Origin of the sequence: Mycolicibacterium alvei (assembly GCF_010727325.1) — a bacterium.
Taxonomy (GTDB): Bacteria; Actinomycetota; Actinomycetes; order Mycobacteriales; family Mycobacteriaceae; genus Mycobacterium; species Mycobacterium alvei.
This window is the reverse complement of the sequence record NZ_AP022565.1, coordinates 5,549,493-5,565,617: the sequence shown is the minus strand read 5'-3', so window position 1 is coordinate 5,565,617 and position 16,125 is coordinate 5,549,493. Positions and strand designations below refer to the sequence as shown.

The window sequence follows — 16,125 nt, the reverse complement described above, 5'->3', positions numbered from 1 at the left end:
GCGGTGCTGGGGTTAGGGCTCCTCGATGATCGCCACCGCTGCGGCGGTGTCGGCCTCATGCGTGAGCGAGACGTGAATGGTCACCGTCTCCAGGTGCTTGGCGATGTCACCGGACAACCGCACCTTGGGCCGCCCCCACATGTCGGTGACCACCTCGATGTCGCGGTGGATCCCCTCCGGCAGGGCCGGGCGCTTCGAGAACCGTGAACTCGACCAGGCCTTGATGACTGCTTCCTTGGCCGCCCACCGGGCCGCCAGGTGCCGGGCCGCCGACGAACTCTTGTCCGCGGCGTCCCGGCGCTCACCTGGCGTGAACGTCTCGGCGAAAACCGTTCCCGGCCGGTCTACCTGCTCGGCGAAATCAGGTATGGAAACCAGATCGATGCCTATGCCCACAATCGCCATGGAAGCGAACCTAGCTCACTTCTCGGTGCATTCACTCACCGCACGTAGAGATCGTCGTCACCGAGGCGGGCATCCGCGTTCAGCAACATGGCCGCTTCCTGACGCTTCTCCGGCACATCGTGATCGAACCGGCGGTCGGCAGGCTTCTCGTACATCGGCCGTCCGCCGGCGATCGCCCCGGCCAGACGACGCTGACCGGCCAGCGTGCGCTGCTCGGCGCGCTTGCGGTAGTCGTCGCGCTCGGCCGGATCCAGCGCCGCGATGAACGCCTCCGGGTGCACCAGGGCAACCAGACCCGACACGTGACCGAACCCGAGGCTGGTGACCAGACCGGCCTTGAGCGGGAACTTCCCACGCAGGTCGAGGGCTTCGCGCACCCAGACGAAGTGGCCGGAGGTGGCCAGCTCGTCGTCGACGCAGTCCAGGCTGCGGTTCGGCGGGATGACGCCGTCGCGCAGGATCTGGCACAGACCCATCATCTGGAACACCGCCGCGCCGCCCTTGGCGTGCCCGGTCAGCGTCTTCTGGCTGACGATGAACAGCGGGGCACCTGCCGAGCGGCCCATCGAGTCGGCCAGCCGCTCGTGCAGCTCGGTCTCGTTGGGATCGTTGGCCAGCGTCGAGGTGTCGTGCTTGGAGATCACCGCGATGTCGTCGGCACCGACACCCAGCTTGGCCAGCGAGCGGGCCAGCTGCGAATCCTTGCCGCCACGCCCGGCGCCCAGGGCACCGAGGCCCGGAGCCGGGATCGAGGTGTGCACACCGTCGGCGAAGCTCTGCGCGTAGCCGACGACGGCCAGCACCGGCAGGCCCATCTTGACGGCCAGATCACCGCGGGCCAGCAGGATGGTGCCACCACCCTGGGCTTCCAGGAAGCCGAGACGACGACGGTCGTTGGCGCGGGAGAACTTCGAGTCGCTGATGCCCTTCGACCGCATCGTCTCGGTGTCGGCGGTGGCCGCCATGTCACCGAAGCCGATGATGGCTTCCAGGGTCAGATCGTCGAAGCCGCCGGCGATCACCAGGTCGGCCTTGCCGAGACGGATCTTGTCAACACCCTCCTCGACCGAGACGGCCGCGGTGGCGCAGGCGCCGACCGGGTGGACCATCGCACCGTAACCGCCGACGTAGCTCTGCATGACGTGTGCCGCAACAACGTTCGGCAGCACCTCCTGCAGGATGTCGTTCGGCTTGGCCTTACCCATCAGGTTGCCGTGGTACATGGTCTGCATCGAGGTCATGCCGCCCATGCCGGTGCCCTGGGTGGAGGCCACCAGGCTCGGGTGCACCCAACGCATCAGCTCGGTCGGGGTGAAGCCCGAGGACAGGAACGCGTCGACGGTGGCGACGATGTTCCACAGCGCCACCCGGTCGATGGAATTGGCCATGTCCGGGGTGATGCCCCACACCGTCGGGTCGAACCCGGTGGGGATCTGGGCACCGACCGTACGCGACAGCTTGGTCTTGCGCGGAACGCGAATCTCGGTGCCCGCCTTACGGATCACCTGCCAGTCACCGGAGTCCGGCACGGGCCGGGCCACCGTGTGCTCGGGGTCGAAGGACACGAACGCCCGAGCGTCGGCCTCGCTGGACACCACGAAGCTGAAGTCCTTGTCCAGGAACACACTCACCAGCAGTGGCGAGGCGTGATCGGGGTCGATCGCACCGTCGTCGACGAATTCGCGGATGCCGCAACGTTCCACCACGGCGTCGTGATAGCGCTCCACGATCTCCGATTCGGGCACCAGATCACCGGTTTCGGTGTCGTACCAGCCGGCCTTCGGATCGTCTTCCCACTTGACCAGGCCGGTTGTCCAGGCCAGCTCAAGCACGCCGGCCGCCGACAGCTCGCCGGCAACCTCCATCTCGAAGCGCGTCCGCGACGAGCCGTACGGCCCGAGCTCGGCACCACCGACGATGACCACCAGGTCGGCCGGGTCGACGTCGAGGTCGGCCCACTCCGGCGCCGGCGCCGGGTTGTATCCGCGCGGTGGGGACGGCAGCGCCGCAAGGGCTCCCTCGTCCTCGTCGGATGCTCCGTCTTCTGATGCGGCGGAAGCCATGTCCTCGCGAGCCTTGGCGGCCAGCTCGGCCATGTCGATCTTGATGTCACCCAGACCGCCGGTCAGGTCGGCCTTGACCGGGGCGTTCGCCGCGGCCACCTTGGCCTCCACCGTGCACAGGTTCAGCAGCATGGCTGCCATCTCCGCGCTGCTGTAGGTGGTGACGCCGGCCTCCTCGACCGCGCTGACGATGGCGTCGTTGTGCCCCATCAGCCCGGTGCCCTTGGTCCAGCCGATCAACGCATGCGCCAGGCTGACCCGGCCGGCCCACGAGGACTCCGCACTCCAGCGGTTCACCAAAGCGTCCAGAGCGGACTTGGATTCACCGTAGGCGCCGTCGCCACCGAACATGCCACGGTTGGGCGAGCCCGGCAGCACCACGTGCAGACGCGAGGCGATGTCACGCTCGGCACCGATCATCGACAGCCCGGCGATGAGCCGCTGCACGGCCCACAACAGAACCTTCATCTCCATCTCGGAACGTGAGCCCGCCTCCGACAGATCCCCGGCCACGCGTGGCGCGGCGAACGGGAACAGCAGCGTCGGGGTCTGTGCATCCTTGAGGTGGATCGATTGCGGCCCAAGGCTTTCGATCTGCTCGCTACCGACCCACTCGACCAGCTTGTCGATGTCGGAGTAGGACGCCATGTTGGCCGGGACCACCCACAGGGTGGCGCCGAAGCGGGCGTTCTCGCGGTAGAGCTCCTTGTAGAACGCCAACCGATCGTCGTCCAGACGCGAAGTGGTGGCCACGACCGTGGCTCCGCCGTCGAGCAACTGCCCGACGACCGACGAGGCGATCGAGCCCTTCGACGCACCGGTCACCACGGCAACCTCGTTGGAATACCGACCGGTTCCGGGGTTCTCCGCGCCGGCCGCGATGCGACCGAACAGTGAGGCATGGATGGTGCGACCCGCGGCCAGCGACTTGCCCTGCCACCAATTCGCCTGGGTGGCAACGACATGCCCGGCACCCTCGAAGCGCTCGGACAGGCGGGGCCAGTCGGCGTCGATCTCGCCCTCGTCAGCCAGCCACAGTTTGACCAGGTCCTCACGAGCGCTGGCCCAACGGTCGTCGAACACGACGGCCTTCTTGCCGTCGAATGCCGGAGCCACCAATCGCGGCCAGTCCGAGCCGAGTTCGGTGGTGACCAGGTCGATCAACTCGGCATCGGTCGACGCCTCGGGGACACCGACCGGGGCATCAAGACCGAGCTGACCCAGAATCGTGCGGGCGGCCGAGGCCAGCACGCCGTCGGCGCCGGTGACCTTCTCGGCGAACTCGTTCAGCGCGGCCGAATCCACCACACCGCCGCCACCGGCACCACCGGCCGACGGCAGGCTCACGGCAACACCCTGACGGGCACCCACCGCGGCCACCGCGGCGTCGATCACCTTGTCGACATCGGCGGGGGTCGCCAGCGCACCGGCGTGCAGGGCACCCAGGTCGCCGCCACGGACGCTGCTGCCCTCACGGGTTCCCAGCGCCACCTCGACGGTGACGTGCTTGGCCCAACCCGGACCCAACTCCCAAGTCTTGCTGACGCGCTCGGCAATGTAGGCCGGACGCTTGCCGGACGGACCGAACACCGTGCGCAACTGATCGTTGATGGCGTCCGAGAGCACCGGGCCGAAGGGCTTGTAGGTGCGGGCCAGCTTGCTGACCTGTCCCTTGAGCGCAGCCAGATCCGCCTCGGCGGCACCGTCGATCGCACCCAGGTTCAGCTCGGAGCCCAGATCGACCAGCAGCTGGTTACGACGCGAGGACGCACCGTCGGTGATGGACTCGATGGAGTCCAACCCCTCGATCTGATCGATCCGCATCTTGGCGCTCAGCGCGATCAGGCCGACGGTGGCATCGGCCGCGTCGAACGCCAGATCATCCGGGCGGGGACCACCCGACGGAGCGGCCGGTGCGGCCGCCGGCGCCGGGGCAGCCTCGGCGGACGGAGCAGCCTCGGCGGACGGCGCCGCTACCGGGCTTTCGTCGACGTCCGGTTCCGGCTCCGGATCCGTGTCGCTGGCGAACAACACCGCGGCATCGCGCTCGGCGTTGAGCACCTCGACGGTGCTGTGGGCGAATTCAGGCAGCTTGAGCGTGTTGGTGGCCAGGCCGGCGACCGTCGGCGCGTTCTTCACACCGATCTCGACGAACCGCTCCACCCCGAGTCCGCCTGCGGCCTCCTCGATGAACAGCAGATCCTGGGTCTCGATCCAGCGCACCGGGCTGGCGAACTGCCAGGCCAGCAGCTCGATGACGACCTTGCGCATCAAATCGCTCGGCCGCTCGTTACGCCAGGTGTCGTAGTCGGCGAGAATCTCGTCGAGCGGCTCGGCCGGCACCAGATCGCGGATCTCCTGGATGAAATCGCGGTCCAGCGTGAACGGCCGGGGCACCAGGTTCGGGACGTAGCGGCCGACGACCAACTCCGGATCGCGGTCACGCGGCAGAACGCGCTCCAGGCTGCGCCGGAAGTCGTCCACACCGACCCGCAGCACACTCGAGTGGAATGGCACGTCGATGCCGGGCACCAGGATGAAAGACCGCTTGCCGCCGCTGATCTCGCGACGACGCTCGACCTCTTCCTCCAGCGCATCCAGACCGCGGACGGTTCCGGCGATCGCGTACTGCGATCCGCGCAGGTTGAAGTTCACGATCTGAAGAAACTCGCCGGTATCCGCCGCGATCTGCGCGACGAAGTCCTCGACATCCTCGTCGGCGAGGTCGATCTGCGACGGCCGGATCGCGGCCAGCCGGTAGTTGGACCGGCCCCGCTCGTCGCGCGGCACGATGTCGTGCATCTTGGAGCCGCGATGGAACACCGCCTCCAGCAGGCCTTCGAGCTCGATGACGCCGGAAACGCAGGCCAGCGCGGTGTATTCACCGACGGAGTGACCGCAGGCGATCGCACCCTCGACGAACGCGCCCTGCTCACGCATCTCGGCAACCTGCGCGGCGGCCGTCGTCGCCATGGCGACCTGGGTGAACTGGGTCAGGTACAGCACGCCCTCGGGGTGCTCGTAGTGCACACCGGAGGCGATCAAGCTGGTCGGATTGTCGCGGACCACGTGCAGCACCGAGAAGCCCAGCGTCTCGCGGGTGAACTTGTCGGCCTTGTCCCACACCTTGCGGGCGGCCTTGGACCGGGCCCGGACCTCCATGCCCATGCCCTTGGACTGGATGCCCTGGCCGGGGAACGCGTAGACGGTCTTGGGTGCGGCGAGCCGCGCGGTCGCGGCCATCACCAGCTCGGAGCCGATGCGGGCTTGGACCTCGACAACCTCTGCGCCGACATCGATTCCGACCCGGTCGACGCGGAAGTCGACCTCATCGCCCGGGGAGACCATGCCCAGGAAACGGGCGGTCCAGCCGACCAGCTTGGCCGGCGGAATCGGCTTGCCGTCGGTGGCGGTGACGACGTGCTGCGCGGCGGCCGACAGCCACATGCCGTGCACGATCGGCGACTGGAGACCGGCCAGCAGCGCGGCCGCCCGGTCGGTGTGGATCGGGTTGTGGTCACCGGACACCACGGCGAACGGCCGCATGTCCACGGGCGCACCGATCGTGACGTCACGGCGGCGACGCCGCGGGGTGTCGGTGGCGTTGTCCGAGATCGCGCCGCCGGCCCGGACCGGGTCGGTCAGTTCGGCCTCGCCGGTACGACCGCGGATGGCGAACCGCTCCTCCAGCGTGGCCAACTCGGTTCCATCGGAGCTGCGCACAGTCACCGAAACCGGGACAACCCGGCCAACTTCGGTGTCGTGCGCGGCCGAAGCCGTTGCGGTGACGGTCAATTCGGCCGGCTCAGTCGGCAACGCAGCCAACAGGTGCGCGGCGTGATCCAGGTGCACCAGGCTCAGCAGACCCTCGACGACCGGGAATCCGGAGTCGGTGGCAGCGGAGCCGATCGCGGCGAACACCGCGGGCCAGCACCGACCGACCAGGGCGTCGGGGACGACGGTCAGCGTCGGTGCCAGGGGGGCACCGAAGGTGGCGGTGACGCCGGTGTGATCGGCGACCTGCTCGGGGTCCCACGCGACGGTGACCTTGGCGGTCCCGTCGACGACGGGAGGCAGCGCGTCGGGACCGTCGACGCCCGCGGCGATGGCGAGCACCGAACGCATCGCTGCCGCGGCATCGGCGACCTCGACGACCGGTGCGCCGCCGCTGCGGATGGCGTCGGTCAAGGTGAACCGGATCTCGATCCAGGTTCCCGACAGCGGCACCGACAGCACCACGTGCCGATCGTCGGCAACCTCAAGCCGGGCACCCGTGGACGGGTGAGAAGCAGAACGCTCTGCAGATCCTTCGCGGACCAACCACTCCGCGGCCGGCGCGATCCGGTGCACGGGGTTGACCGAGGTACGGCCGGCCCACAACACGTCGGGAGCGTCGAGCAGCACGGCCAACGGGCCGGTGACATCGTCGCGGCCCTGACGGCGCGAGAGCACGGCCTGCGGCTGGGCGCCGGCAGCCAGGACCTGATCGACAGCGGCCTGCTCGAAGCGGTCCAGCAGCTCACCGACGGGCTCGTCGACCCGGGTGATGCCGGCGACGGCCTCGGTGCCGGGGATGACGCACACCTGATCGGCGGTGTAGCGCGCATCATGGGCCTGCCACAGCGAATCGCTGCGCCACCAACGGCGCACATCCTTGTCGATCACGGGAACGAAGTTGACCGGCTTGCCCAGCGTCTTGCACAGCTCGACGAAGAACGGCACGTCGGCCGGGTGCAGCTGCACGGAGGCGACATCCGGGTTGGCCGAGACCAGCGCGGCCAGCGCGGCCTTCGGGTCTTCCAGCAGCGCCTCGCCGTCACCGGAAGCGTCGAACAGCGTCTCGATCGGGCCGAAATCCTGTGCGTGCAAACGTGCTTCGGCGCGCTTGAGCATCTGCTCGAAGCGGTCACGCCAGGTGATGTCCAACCACGGCGAGTCCCCGCGCCTGGAATCGGCGGTGCTGTTGCCGTCACCGATGGACAGCTCGACGTAGCGACGCAGCCACTGCAGGTAGGTCATCTCGGCGACATCGCCGAAGTACGGCTTGGCGGTGTCGGCCATCGCGGCGATGATCTCGTCGCGGCGTGCCGCCACCCCGTCAGCGTCACCGGCAACCTCGTCGAGCAACCGGCCGCAGCGCGATGCCGTGTTGTCGATCTCGTGAATGTCGGCGCCGAGCTGGCTGCGTCCGGAGGCCATACCGTTGACGGCCTTGCCCGCACCCACCCAGGTATCGGTGCCCTTGGTGTCGACCAGCAACTGCTTGACCGACGGTGACGTGGTGGCCTCAAGCGTGGCCATGGCGGCGGTGCCGACCAGGATGCCGTCGACTGGCATCAGCGGGTAACCGTGGGCGGCCGACCAGCTGCCGGACAGGTACTCGGTGGACCGCTCGGGGGTACCGATGCCGCCGCCGACGCAGATGGTGATGTTGGACCGGCTGCGCAGCTCGGAGTAGGTGGCCAGCAACAGGTCGTCGAGGTCTTCCCACGAATGGTGGCCACCGGCGCGGCCGCCCTCGATGTGGGCGATGACGGGCTTGGTGGGCACCTCCGCGGCGATCCGGATGACCGAGCGGATCTGCTCGACGGTGCCCGGCTTGAAGACCACGTGGCTGATGCCGAGGTCGTTGAGTTCGCCGATCAACTCGACGGCCTCTTCGAGATCAGGGATACCCGCAGTGACCACCAGGCCGTCGATGGGAGCACCGGACTGGCGGGCGCGCTGCACCAGTCGCTTGCCGCCGACCTGCAGCTTCCACAGGTAGGGGTCCAAGAACAGCGAGTTGAACTGGATGGCCCGGCCCGGCTCCAGCAGAGAGCTCAGTTCGGCGATGCGGTCGTTGAAGATCGGCTCGGTGACCTGCCCGCCACCGGCGAGTTCGGCCCAGTGGCCGGCGTTTGCTGCGGCCGCGACGATCTTGGCGTCCACTGTGGTGGGCGTCATACCCGCCAGCAGGATCGGCGAGCGTCCGGTGAGCCGGGTGAATTTCGTCGAGAGCTTGACCGATCCGTCGGGCAGGCTCACCACGGTCGGGGCATAGCTCGACCACGGGCGGGCCACCTCGGGCACCGCGCCGATGGTGAACAGGTTGCGCTGGCCCCCGCGGGTCGCAGCGGGCACGATCCCGATGCCCAGGCCGCGCACCACGGGCGCGGTCAGACGGGTCAGGATGTCGCCGGGGCCGAGGTCCAGAATCCAGCGGGCTCCCGCCTCGTGCAGGTCGGTGATCTCGTCGACCCAATCCACCTGGCTGACGAGGATGGACTCGGTCATCTCCCGGGCCAACTCGACGTCGATGCCGACGGCCGCGGCCCAGCGGGCCACGATCTCGACGCCATCGGCCAGGCGCGGTGTGTGGAAACCGACCTCGACCTGCACCGGGTCGAAGACCGGGGCGAAGACGGCGCCGCCGCGGACTTTGCTCTTGCGTTCGGCCTCTTCCTTCTCAGCGATCTGGTTGCAGTACAGCTCGAACCGCGACAGCTGTTCAGGTGTGCCGGTGATCACAACGGAGCGCCGGCCGTTGCGGATCGACAGCACCGGGGGAAGCACGGTGCGCACGTCCTGGCTGAACTCTTCGAGCAGCTCGTAGATGCGCTCGGGCTCGGCATTGGTCACCGACACCATCGGCGGCCGGTCGCCCAGCACGGTGATCCCGCGACGACGGGCCACCAGTGTGCCTGCCGCACCGATCAGCTGCGCCAGCGCCAGCAGCTGCACGTCCTTGGCCCCCTTGGCGGCCAGCGCCTCGACGGCCAGCACGCCCTGGGAATGCCCGGCGACGGCCACCGGCGGGGTGGCGGCCAGGTCCATGCCCTGACGGGCCAGTGCCCGCACCGCGGCGATCTGAGTGAGCAGGACGCCCGGGACCGACACCGCGGCCGACGTCAGCTGCTTGTCCGACGGCACCGGCTCCTCGGCGGCCAGCGCACGGACCCACCGCAGGGGCTCGAACCCGATGGGCCGGACCACGACGAGCTCGGTGGCAACCGGCTCGAGCAGCAGCTCGGCCTCACCGGCCAGGGTCGCCAGTTCGGCCTCGATACCGGCCGAGGACACCAACTCCTCAAGAGTCTCCAGCCAGGCGCTGCCCTGGCCGCCAAAGGCGACCGCGTAGGGCTCACCGGCGCTCAGCCGATCTACGAGGGCATGGGTGGAGTCAGCCTGCCGACCGTCGGATCCTGATTCGTCGTTGCGACCGGCGGACACCCGGTCGTGTTCATAGATCGTCACTGGCGCTATCTCCTCGGTGCTGCTGTGGTTCTGCGGTGAATGGTGTCGCGTGTGGCTGTCGCGTGCGGTCTCAGGTATTTGTCTGCATGTCTCGGGCGGTGTGACCGCCCGGCGACAAGCCAACGGCGATTCAGCGTCGAATCAGGCTGGAACACGGTGCCGCCGGAGCCCTCCGGACGGTGTCACGCACATTCCCGCCGCACTAAGAGTGTCATAAGAGCATGCGGGCATTTTCCGCTCAGATTGGTTACTGGCGAGTTCTACGCATGGGTAACCGCCGGTAACGTAACGCCGCGTCGCGCAGCCCCCGAAGGCATTCGGGACAAACGTCCTGTTGGCAGGTGGTTACGGTCGAGTAGCCATAACTGCGCAGATCAAGGCAGTATTGTTATCGAATCGTTATCTGTATTTCCCGCCACATCCGGGACTGCGAACCAGCGGCGAACCAGCGGACAATCGGGCCAATTCTGTCTAGCGAATCCCGTCCGGCCGAACCAAAAGTTTGCTGGAACATCTTACTCGTCGGTAACTATTCGGGCTGGCCGACCGAGACGCGGCCTCGGCCCGTCGGTCTATTCGGCGGCGGACAGGCCCGCGCGCAGGGCCCGTTCCACCCGGGCCGAGACCACCACCCGGACCAGCTCAGGCAGACCGGCATCCGAGAGACCTCCCTCGCATTCGGCGACCGCAGCGGCAGCCGACTCGGCCAGGTGATCGACCTCGGCGCTGGTGGCTCGGCAGAGATGGGCCATGCCGCGCACGAGGCGCCGATGATCCTCCGCGCCGCCGACGAGCGCGACCAACGCGGGATCGGTCACCTCGATGGAGCCGTCCACGATGTGCACCAACCCGAATTCGACGAGCGTGCGGATGTCATCGCCGGCCGGGTCCACGTTCAGTGGCAGCGCCGTCGGCCGGCACCAGCCCGAAGCTTGGATACCCAGGGCGCCAGACAGATCCTTACCCCCGCGCAATGCGGCGAAGAACTCGGCGATGTGCGCCGAGTTGAAACCCCTGGCCAGTAGCTGGCTGATCGCTGTCAACTGATCGAGGTGCCGCTCACCGTAGTACGCCGAGCGCCCGACGCGCCGCGGCGAATCCAGTAGTCCGCGCTCACGATAGGCGCGGATATTGCGAGCGCTGACGCCGGAAATGCGCGCCAGGTCTTCGAGACGGTACTCAACCAAGCCGGCGTCCTCCGCGTCGGATTGAACAGCGATTCATGCCGACACCCTACTCTCCGGTTAATGCCGCGAGCGAATTCATAGCGACAGCCATCTGCCGCCCGGCGACTTCATCGATAGCGCGCTTATCTGCGGATATAACGGAGAGCTTCCCTCAAGTACGACATGCGCGTGCATTTACAGCCAACTCGGTGAATCGCCGTAATACTGCGCCCGAGACCAATTTCACAACCGCGACAAAGAATCTCGCTCGCTTCGACGCCAACGGTGCGAGAGCATGTACGTCTGTCCCCAGAAACCATTGTGACGAAAGGTGCCCGCGTGCGTCCCTGGATCGTTTGGGCCACCGGACTACTCGCGTACATCATCGCGGTACTCGACCGCACCACCCTCGGCGTCTCGGGTCTACAGGCCGCCGACAGATTTGCCGCAAGCCCGGGCGTGCTGTCCACTTTCGTGGTGCTGCAGGTGATCGTTTATGCCGCCGCCCAGGTTCCCGCCGGACTACTGTTGGACCGCTTCGGTTCCCGTGTGCTCATCATCTGCGGGGCCGCGCTGATGACCACCGGCCAACTCGTGCTCGCGCTCAGCGAGTCTCTACCCGCGGCAATCGGCGCACGGGCCATCGTCGGCCTGGGCGACGCGCTGACCTTCATCTCTGTTCTTCGGCTGGTGCCGCACTGGTTCGATCCCACCCGCGTTCCGTTGGTGACCCAATTGACGGGAATCTGCGGCCAACTCGGTCAGGTCCTCTCCGCGATCCCGTTCCTGGCAATCCTCACCGGTTCGGGGTGGACACCGGCCTATCTGTCGGTCGCCGCGTTCGGAGTTGTGGTGATCGTGTTGGCCCTGGCCCTGATCCGCAACACACCGCACGGTTCGGTGCTGACACCTGAGCCGATCTCGCTGCACACCACCCTGTCCCGCATCAGGACAGTCTGGATGCGGCCCGGCACCAGGCTCGGGTTCTTTACCCACATGGGCACCCAGTTCTCGGTCACGGCATTCGCACTGATGTGGGGGGTGCCCTATCTGACAGTGGCGCAGGGACTTTCGGCGACCGCAGCCGGCTCCCTTTTGACCGTCTCGGTGGTTGCCGCCATCGCGGCCGGAATCATGATCGGTATCTTCACCGGTCGCCATCCAACCCGCCGGTCACACCTGGTGCTCTGGATCATCGCCAGTAACGCCCTGGTGTGGACCGTGGTGCTGGCCTTGCCCGGCCCGGCGCCGGTGTGGTTGTTGGTGGTGCTCATCGTCGTCATCTCGGTGGGCGGCCCTGGGTCGATGGTCGGCTTCGACTTCGCCCGCACCTTCAATCCCAGCCACACCCTCGGTACCGCCCAGGGCATGGTGAACATGGGCGGTTTCCTGGCCGCACTGCTGGTGATGCAGGCGATGGGGCTGATCCTGTCCGGAACGGACAGTTACTCGTTCGCGTCATTCCGCGTGGCCTGGTCGGTGCAGTACGCGGTGTGGATCCTGGCCACCATCGGAATCCTGGTCACCCGCCGCAAGACACGCCGCCTGCTCGCGGCCGAGCAGGAGCGAATGCTGTTGGAGAGCTTCGAGACTCACCCCGGGCGGTGACCACCGCCGGACAATCGTGCGGAGATGATCGCCGCGGCGTGCCGGTGCCCGACCGCCTCGAACCCGACGACGACAACCACCGGAGCCGCGGTGGCCACCAACAGACACACCGTCATCGATCTCCCGCCCGCCGCCAGCGCCACGGCGGCCACCAGCACCGCCCCGGCCAACACCAGCAACAGCGCGTGGAAGAGGTCGACCTCGCCCACCAGACATGAGTAGATGACGAACATCGAGAGCAGGTAAATGCCCACCGGGATCGCCACTGCCAGCACCGTGCCCACCGAATCCAGCTTCGATTCGCCGTCTATGTAGTAAGCCGCCACATGTAACCCCGCGCCGGTGGCAACGATCGCACCGAACACCGCCAGGTGCAGGTAGCCGTACCAGAACGACAGCCGGCGTCTGGCGTGCAGCAACTCACCGGCCGGAATCAGGAAGTACACCCACCACATTCCGAAGGTCAGCCCGATTCCGGCGGCCACCAGCAGGATCGCGTCGGTGGACCAACCGTGCTCCCCCACCGCCGCCGTCAGGGACGCCACCGTGCCGACCACGCCTTCGCCCAACGCGATGATCGCCAGCAATCCGTATCGCTCGGCGACATGATGCGCGTGCCACGGGGTGCCCCCCATCCGCCGCTCCGCCAGGATCGGCCCGCTGACCTCCACCACCATCAGCACCAGGGCGGAGACGAAGAAGACCGTCAGCGAGGTCTGCACGAAGATCTGCACCACCCACCCGATCTGGGCGATGACGACCACACTCGCGTAGGTCAGGCAGGCGGACCGTCGTGGCGGATCCTGCACTGCCGCCCGTAACCATTGACCCACCAACGCAATTCGCATGACTACGTAGCCGGCCACCATCACGACGTTGTCGACGTGCCCGCCGTGTTCGATCGAGGCGAAGACCGGGGGTATGCCCAACGCGAGGATGATGACGCCGACCATCTGCAGCATCGTCATCACCCGGTAGATCCAGTCGTCGGTGTCGTAGGCAGAAGCGAACCAGGTGAAGTTCATCCACGCCCACCAGGTCGCGAACGCTCCGAAGGCGAAGCCCGCCAAACCGGCCGACACATGCCCCTCGGCCATCAGATGCGCGAACTGAGCGGCCGCCACCCCGAAGGCGATCACGAATGTCAGGTCGAACAGCAATTCCAACGGACTCGCCACCCGGTGCTGCTCGTGCGGGTCGCGTCCGGACATGCGGTTCAGGCGGTGGGTTTGAACCGGGCTGGGCGTGTTCTCGTTCAACCTGATATGTCCCTTTCTCGCCATACTTTCCCAGCAATTCCACCGCATCGGGACGCCGGACCGTGGATTGCCGACGGCGTGGTGGCAGAAACTCACCGAAACACAGGTAGTGCACTACTGATGTCAGGACGCCGGCCACGCTCGAGGATGCGTATATGTCCAATCAATTCAGGCTGAACCTCCTGGGCGAGTTCACCGTGTACCGGGACCTGGAGCCGCTGCTGTTGCCGCCCTCGTGTCGCCGGTTGGTGGCGCTTGCCGCCGTGAAGCGCCGCGAGTTGCACCGCAGCTGGGTCTGCGACTTGCTGTGGCCGGGCAGCCCCCCGCACAAGGCGGTGTCCTCGCTGCGTTCTGCGCTGTGGCGATTGCGACCGATGGGCGCCGACGCGCTGCTCGTGGTGCGACACCAATACGTCAGCCTGGCACCCGAAGTGACGGTGGACTGGCACGAGGCGGTCGCCTTGCACGAGGCGATGACCGTGATCGACGGACGACAGGTGCCCACGGGCACTCATCCGGCTCTGCACCGGCTGATAGGCAGCGGTGACCTGCTCGAGGGCTGGACCGATTCCTGGTGCATCGCCGAGCGTGCCCGCTACCGCGCCATCCAGCAATCTGTCCTGGACGCACCCGCCACTGTCACGCCGCGACGGGCAACGTACTACGCGGGGTGCCTGCCATGAGCGCGTTACTGATCGGCTTCGTCGTGGTCAGCGCGGTGGCAACCGCGTTCGCGGTGCACGAACTGCAGACCTGGCTGGAGCGGTGGGAGTACGAACGTCACGCTCAGGACTGACGCAGTACGGGCTACACCGGGTCGAACGACGAGATCAACCAGTTCCCGTCGATCTTGCTCATCCCCACTTTGACCGCGCTCGCCGTGAAGCTGCCGTTGGGATTCTCAGCGCTGGTCGTGGCCTGGTTGACGAACACCAGCACCACCGCTGAATCGGGCTGGATCTCCGAGACCGCCGAGCGCACGACTGCTGCGGTGGTCTTGACCGCCTTCTGCTTGGCGGCAGGGGCGACGATTTCCTGGGTGAACTGGGTGTAGTACGACAGGAAGTCTCCGGTCAGGTGCGACTTGGCGGCCGAGAAGTCCCGGTCGAGACTGTCTGGCGCATAGCTCAGCAGTGCCACGGTGCCATCGCTCGCGGCCTTGAGTACCGTCGCCGACGCCGACGGCCCGGTCTGTTGGTCGCCGCGGTACTGCGCGAAGTACAGCCATCCGGCCAGCGCAGCCGACGCGATCAACGCCACGACCAGTGCCAGCGGGAACCACAGGTTGGTCAGTTTCCGGCGCCACCCTGGCGTGGGCTCGTCGACTACGGCGTCGGTGACGTCCTCGGTCGCATCGGCCTCGGCCACTTCGGTCTCGGCCACTTCGGCCTCGGCCGTACCCTGCTCGCCGGCGACCTCGGTGTCTTCGGCCTCGGTCTTCTTGATATCTGCGGTCACGGCACGAACTCGACTTTCGACAGCTTGATCTGGTCACCTTCGCGGACCAGGTCAACGGCCACCCGCCACGGCCGCGGTTGCTTGTTGGCACCTGTGGTGTTGGTGACCTGGGTGTTGACCGCGACCAGAACGACGGCGTTGTCGTCGCTCATGGTGTCCACGGCGGCGGCGGTCACCTTCGCCTCGGTCACTACCTTCGCGCCCTGGGCCAGCTTGACGAAGTCTTTCGCCTGCGCTTCGAAATCCTCCCGGAACTCACCGGTGGAGTTGTCCAGGATGTTCTTGACGGCGTCTTGAGCGTGGTTGAAATCCAGCGACATGAGCGTCACGACGGTCTGGCGGGCCGCGGCGGTGTATTCGGCCGCGAGTTGCTGACGGTGCTCGGCTTGGCGGTGCTGCCAGATCATCAAGCCGCTGGCGACGAGCAGGCCCGCGATGACGATCAGCGTCAGACAGCTCGCCAGCACCTTCCAGAACAGGCGTGATACCTGCACTCGCGGTAGGCGCCGGGACGACTTGCCCTCGACTTTGCCCTCCGCCCCGTCGATCGGCTCGGCCTCGACACCGGTGGTGTCGGTGACCTCGGGATCATCGGCATCTTCGGGCACGGTCGTGTCCGCGACGTCGTCGCCGGCGTCCCCGTCGGCAGCGGCCGTGTCTGCGCCGGCCTGGTTACGCAGCCGAATGGCGCGGGCCCGGGCGCGTGCGGCGGTCGCTACGGCCTCGGCCTCTGCGGCCTCGGCTTCGGCCTGCTCGGCCATTTCCAGTGCGTCGCCGGGCGACGCGTCATCTTCGCTAGTATCGAGTACCGGCGACAAAGGCTTGCGGGACGGCATGCCGACCTCCTGTCCGTTCAGCAGCCTGCTTAACGAGAATTACGTTATCAGTTTGCGGTAGTGACCCGAGAGTACATCATCGATAGCAGGTACC

The 16,125-nt window shown here is 67.2% G+C and carries 8 protein-coding genes; 2 read left to right on the top strand and 6 right to left on the bottom strand.

Features of this window, described 5'->3' with window-relative positions; all coding sequences use genetic code 11:
- Positions 1-12: 12 nt before the first annotated feature.
- The 3 genes from acpS to G6N44_RS26620 form a co-directional block, all read right to left on the bottom strand.
- Positions 13-405, bottom strand: a complete 393-nt coding sequence (acpS, locus tag G6N44_RS26630; protein WP_163669235.1) for a holo-ACP synthase AcpS — start codon at positions 403-405, stop codon at positions 13-15.
- 35 nt (positions 406-440) lie between these two features.
- Positions 441-9,704, bottom strand: coding sequence for a type I polyketide synthase (locus tag G6N44_RS26625; RefSeq protein WP_163669234.1), 9,264 nt, complete (start codon positions 9,702-9,704; stop codon positions 441-443).
- Positions 9,705-10,276: 572 nt separating this feature from the next.
- Entirely contained in the window at positions 10,277-10,891 is a 615-nt protein-coding gene (locus tag G6N44_RS26620) for a MerR family transcriptional regulator (protein WP_163669232.1), read from the bottom strand.
- Positions 10,892-11,209: 318 nt separating this feature from the next.
- Between G6N44_RS26620 and G6N44_RS26615 the strand changes: the two genes are divergently transcribed.
- Positions 11,210-12,478 (top strand): MFS transporter, encoded by a 1,269-nt coding sequence (locus G6N44_RS26615; protein WP_163669230.1) that lies wholly within the window; start codon positions 11,210-11,212, stop codon positions 12,476-12,478.
- Here G6N44_RS26615 and G6N44_RS26610 read toward each other — a convergent pair.
- Positions 12,463-13,689: a low temperature requirement protein A gene (locus G6N44_RS26610; protein WP_179964448.1), complete on the bottom strand. Its 1,227-nt coding sequence runs from the start codon at positions 13,687-13,689 to the stop codon at positions 12,463-12,465. The two genes, G6N44_RS26615 and G6N44_RS26610, sit on opposite strands and share 16 nt — an antisense overlap.
- A gap of 203 nt (positions 13,690-13,892) precedes the next feature.
- Between G6N44_RS26610 and G6N44_RS26605 the strand changes: the two genes are divergently transcribed.
- Entirely contained in the window at positions 13,893-14,420 is a 528-nt protein-coding gene (locus tag G6N44_RS26605; RefSeq protein ID WP_163669226.1) for an AfsR/SARP family transcriptional regulator, read from the top strand.
- Between the two features lie 124 nt (positions 14,421-14,544).
- Here G6N44_RS26605 and G6N44_RS26600 read toward each other — a convergent pair whose 3' ends face one another.
- Both G6N44_RS26600 and G6N44_RS26595 read right to left on the bottom strand, forming a co-directional pair.
- A complete protein-coding gene (locus G6N44_RS26600; protein WP_170309429.1) occupies positions 14,545-15,195 on the bottom strand; it encodes a twin-arginine translocation pathway signal in 651 nt (216 codons plus the stop codon).
- A complete protein-coding gene (locus G6N44_RS26595) occupies positions 15,192-16,031 on the bottom strand; it encodes an Rv1363c family protein (RefSeq protein ID WP_163669224.1) in 840 nt (279 codons plus the stop codon). Before G6N44_RS26595 ends, G6N44_RS26600 begins: the two co-directional genes overlap by 4 nt.
- Between the last annotated feature and the right edge of the window lie 94 nt (positions 16,032-16,125).

Coding starts and splice junctions, on each gene's coding strand:
- G6N44_RS26610 (WP_179964448.1), bottom strand. CDS start 13,689: ATGTCCGGACGCGACCCGCACGAGCAGCACCGGGTGGCGAGTCCGTTG.
- G6N44_RS26605 (WP_163669226.1), top strand. CDS start 13,893: ATGTCCAATCAATTCAGGCTGAACCTCCTGGGCGAGTTCACCGTGTAC.
- G6N44_RS26595 (WP_163669224.1), bottom strand. CDS start 16,031: ATGCCGTCCCGCAAGCCTTTGTCGCCGGTACTCGATACTAGCGAAGAT.
- acpS (WP_163669235.1), bottom strand. CDS start 405: ATGGCGATTGTGGGCATAGGCATCGATCTGGTTTCCATACCTGATTTC.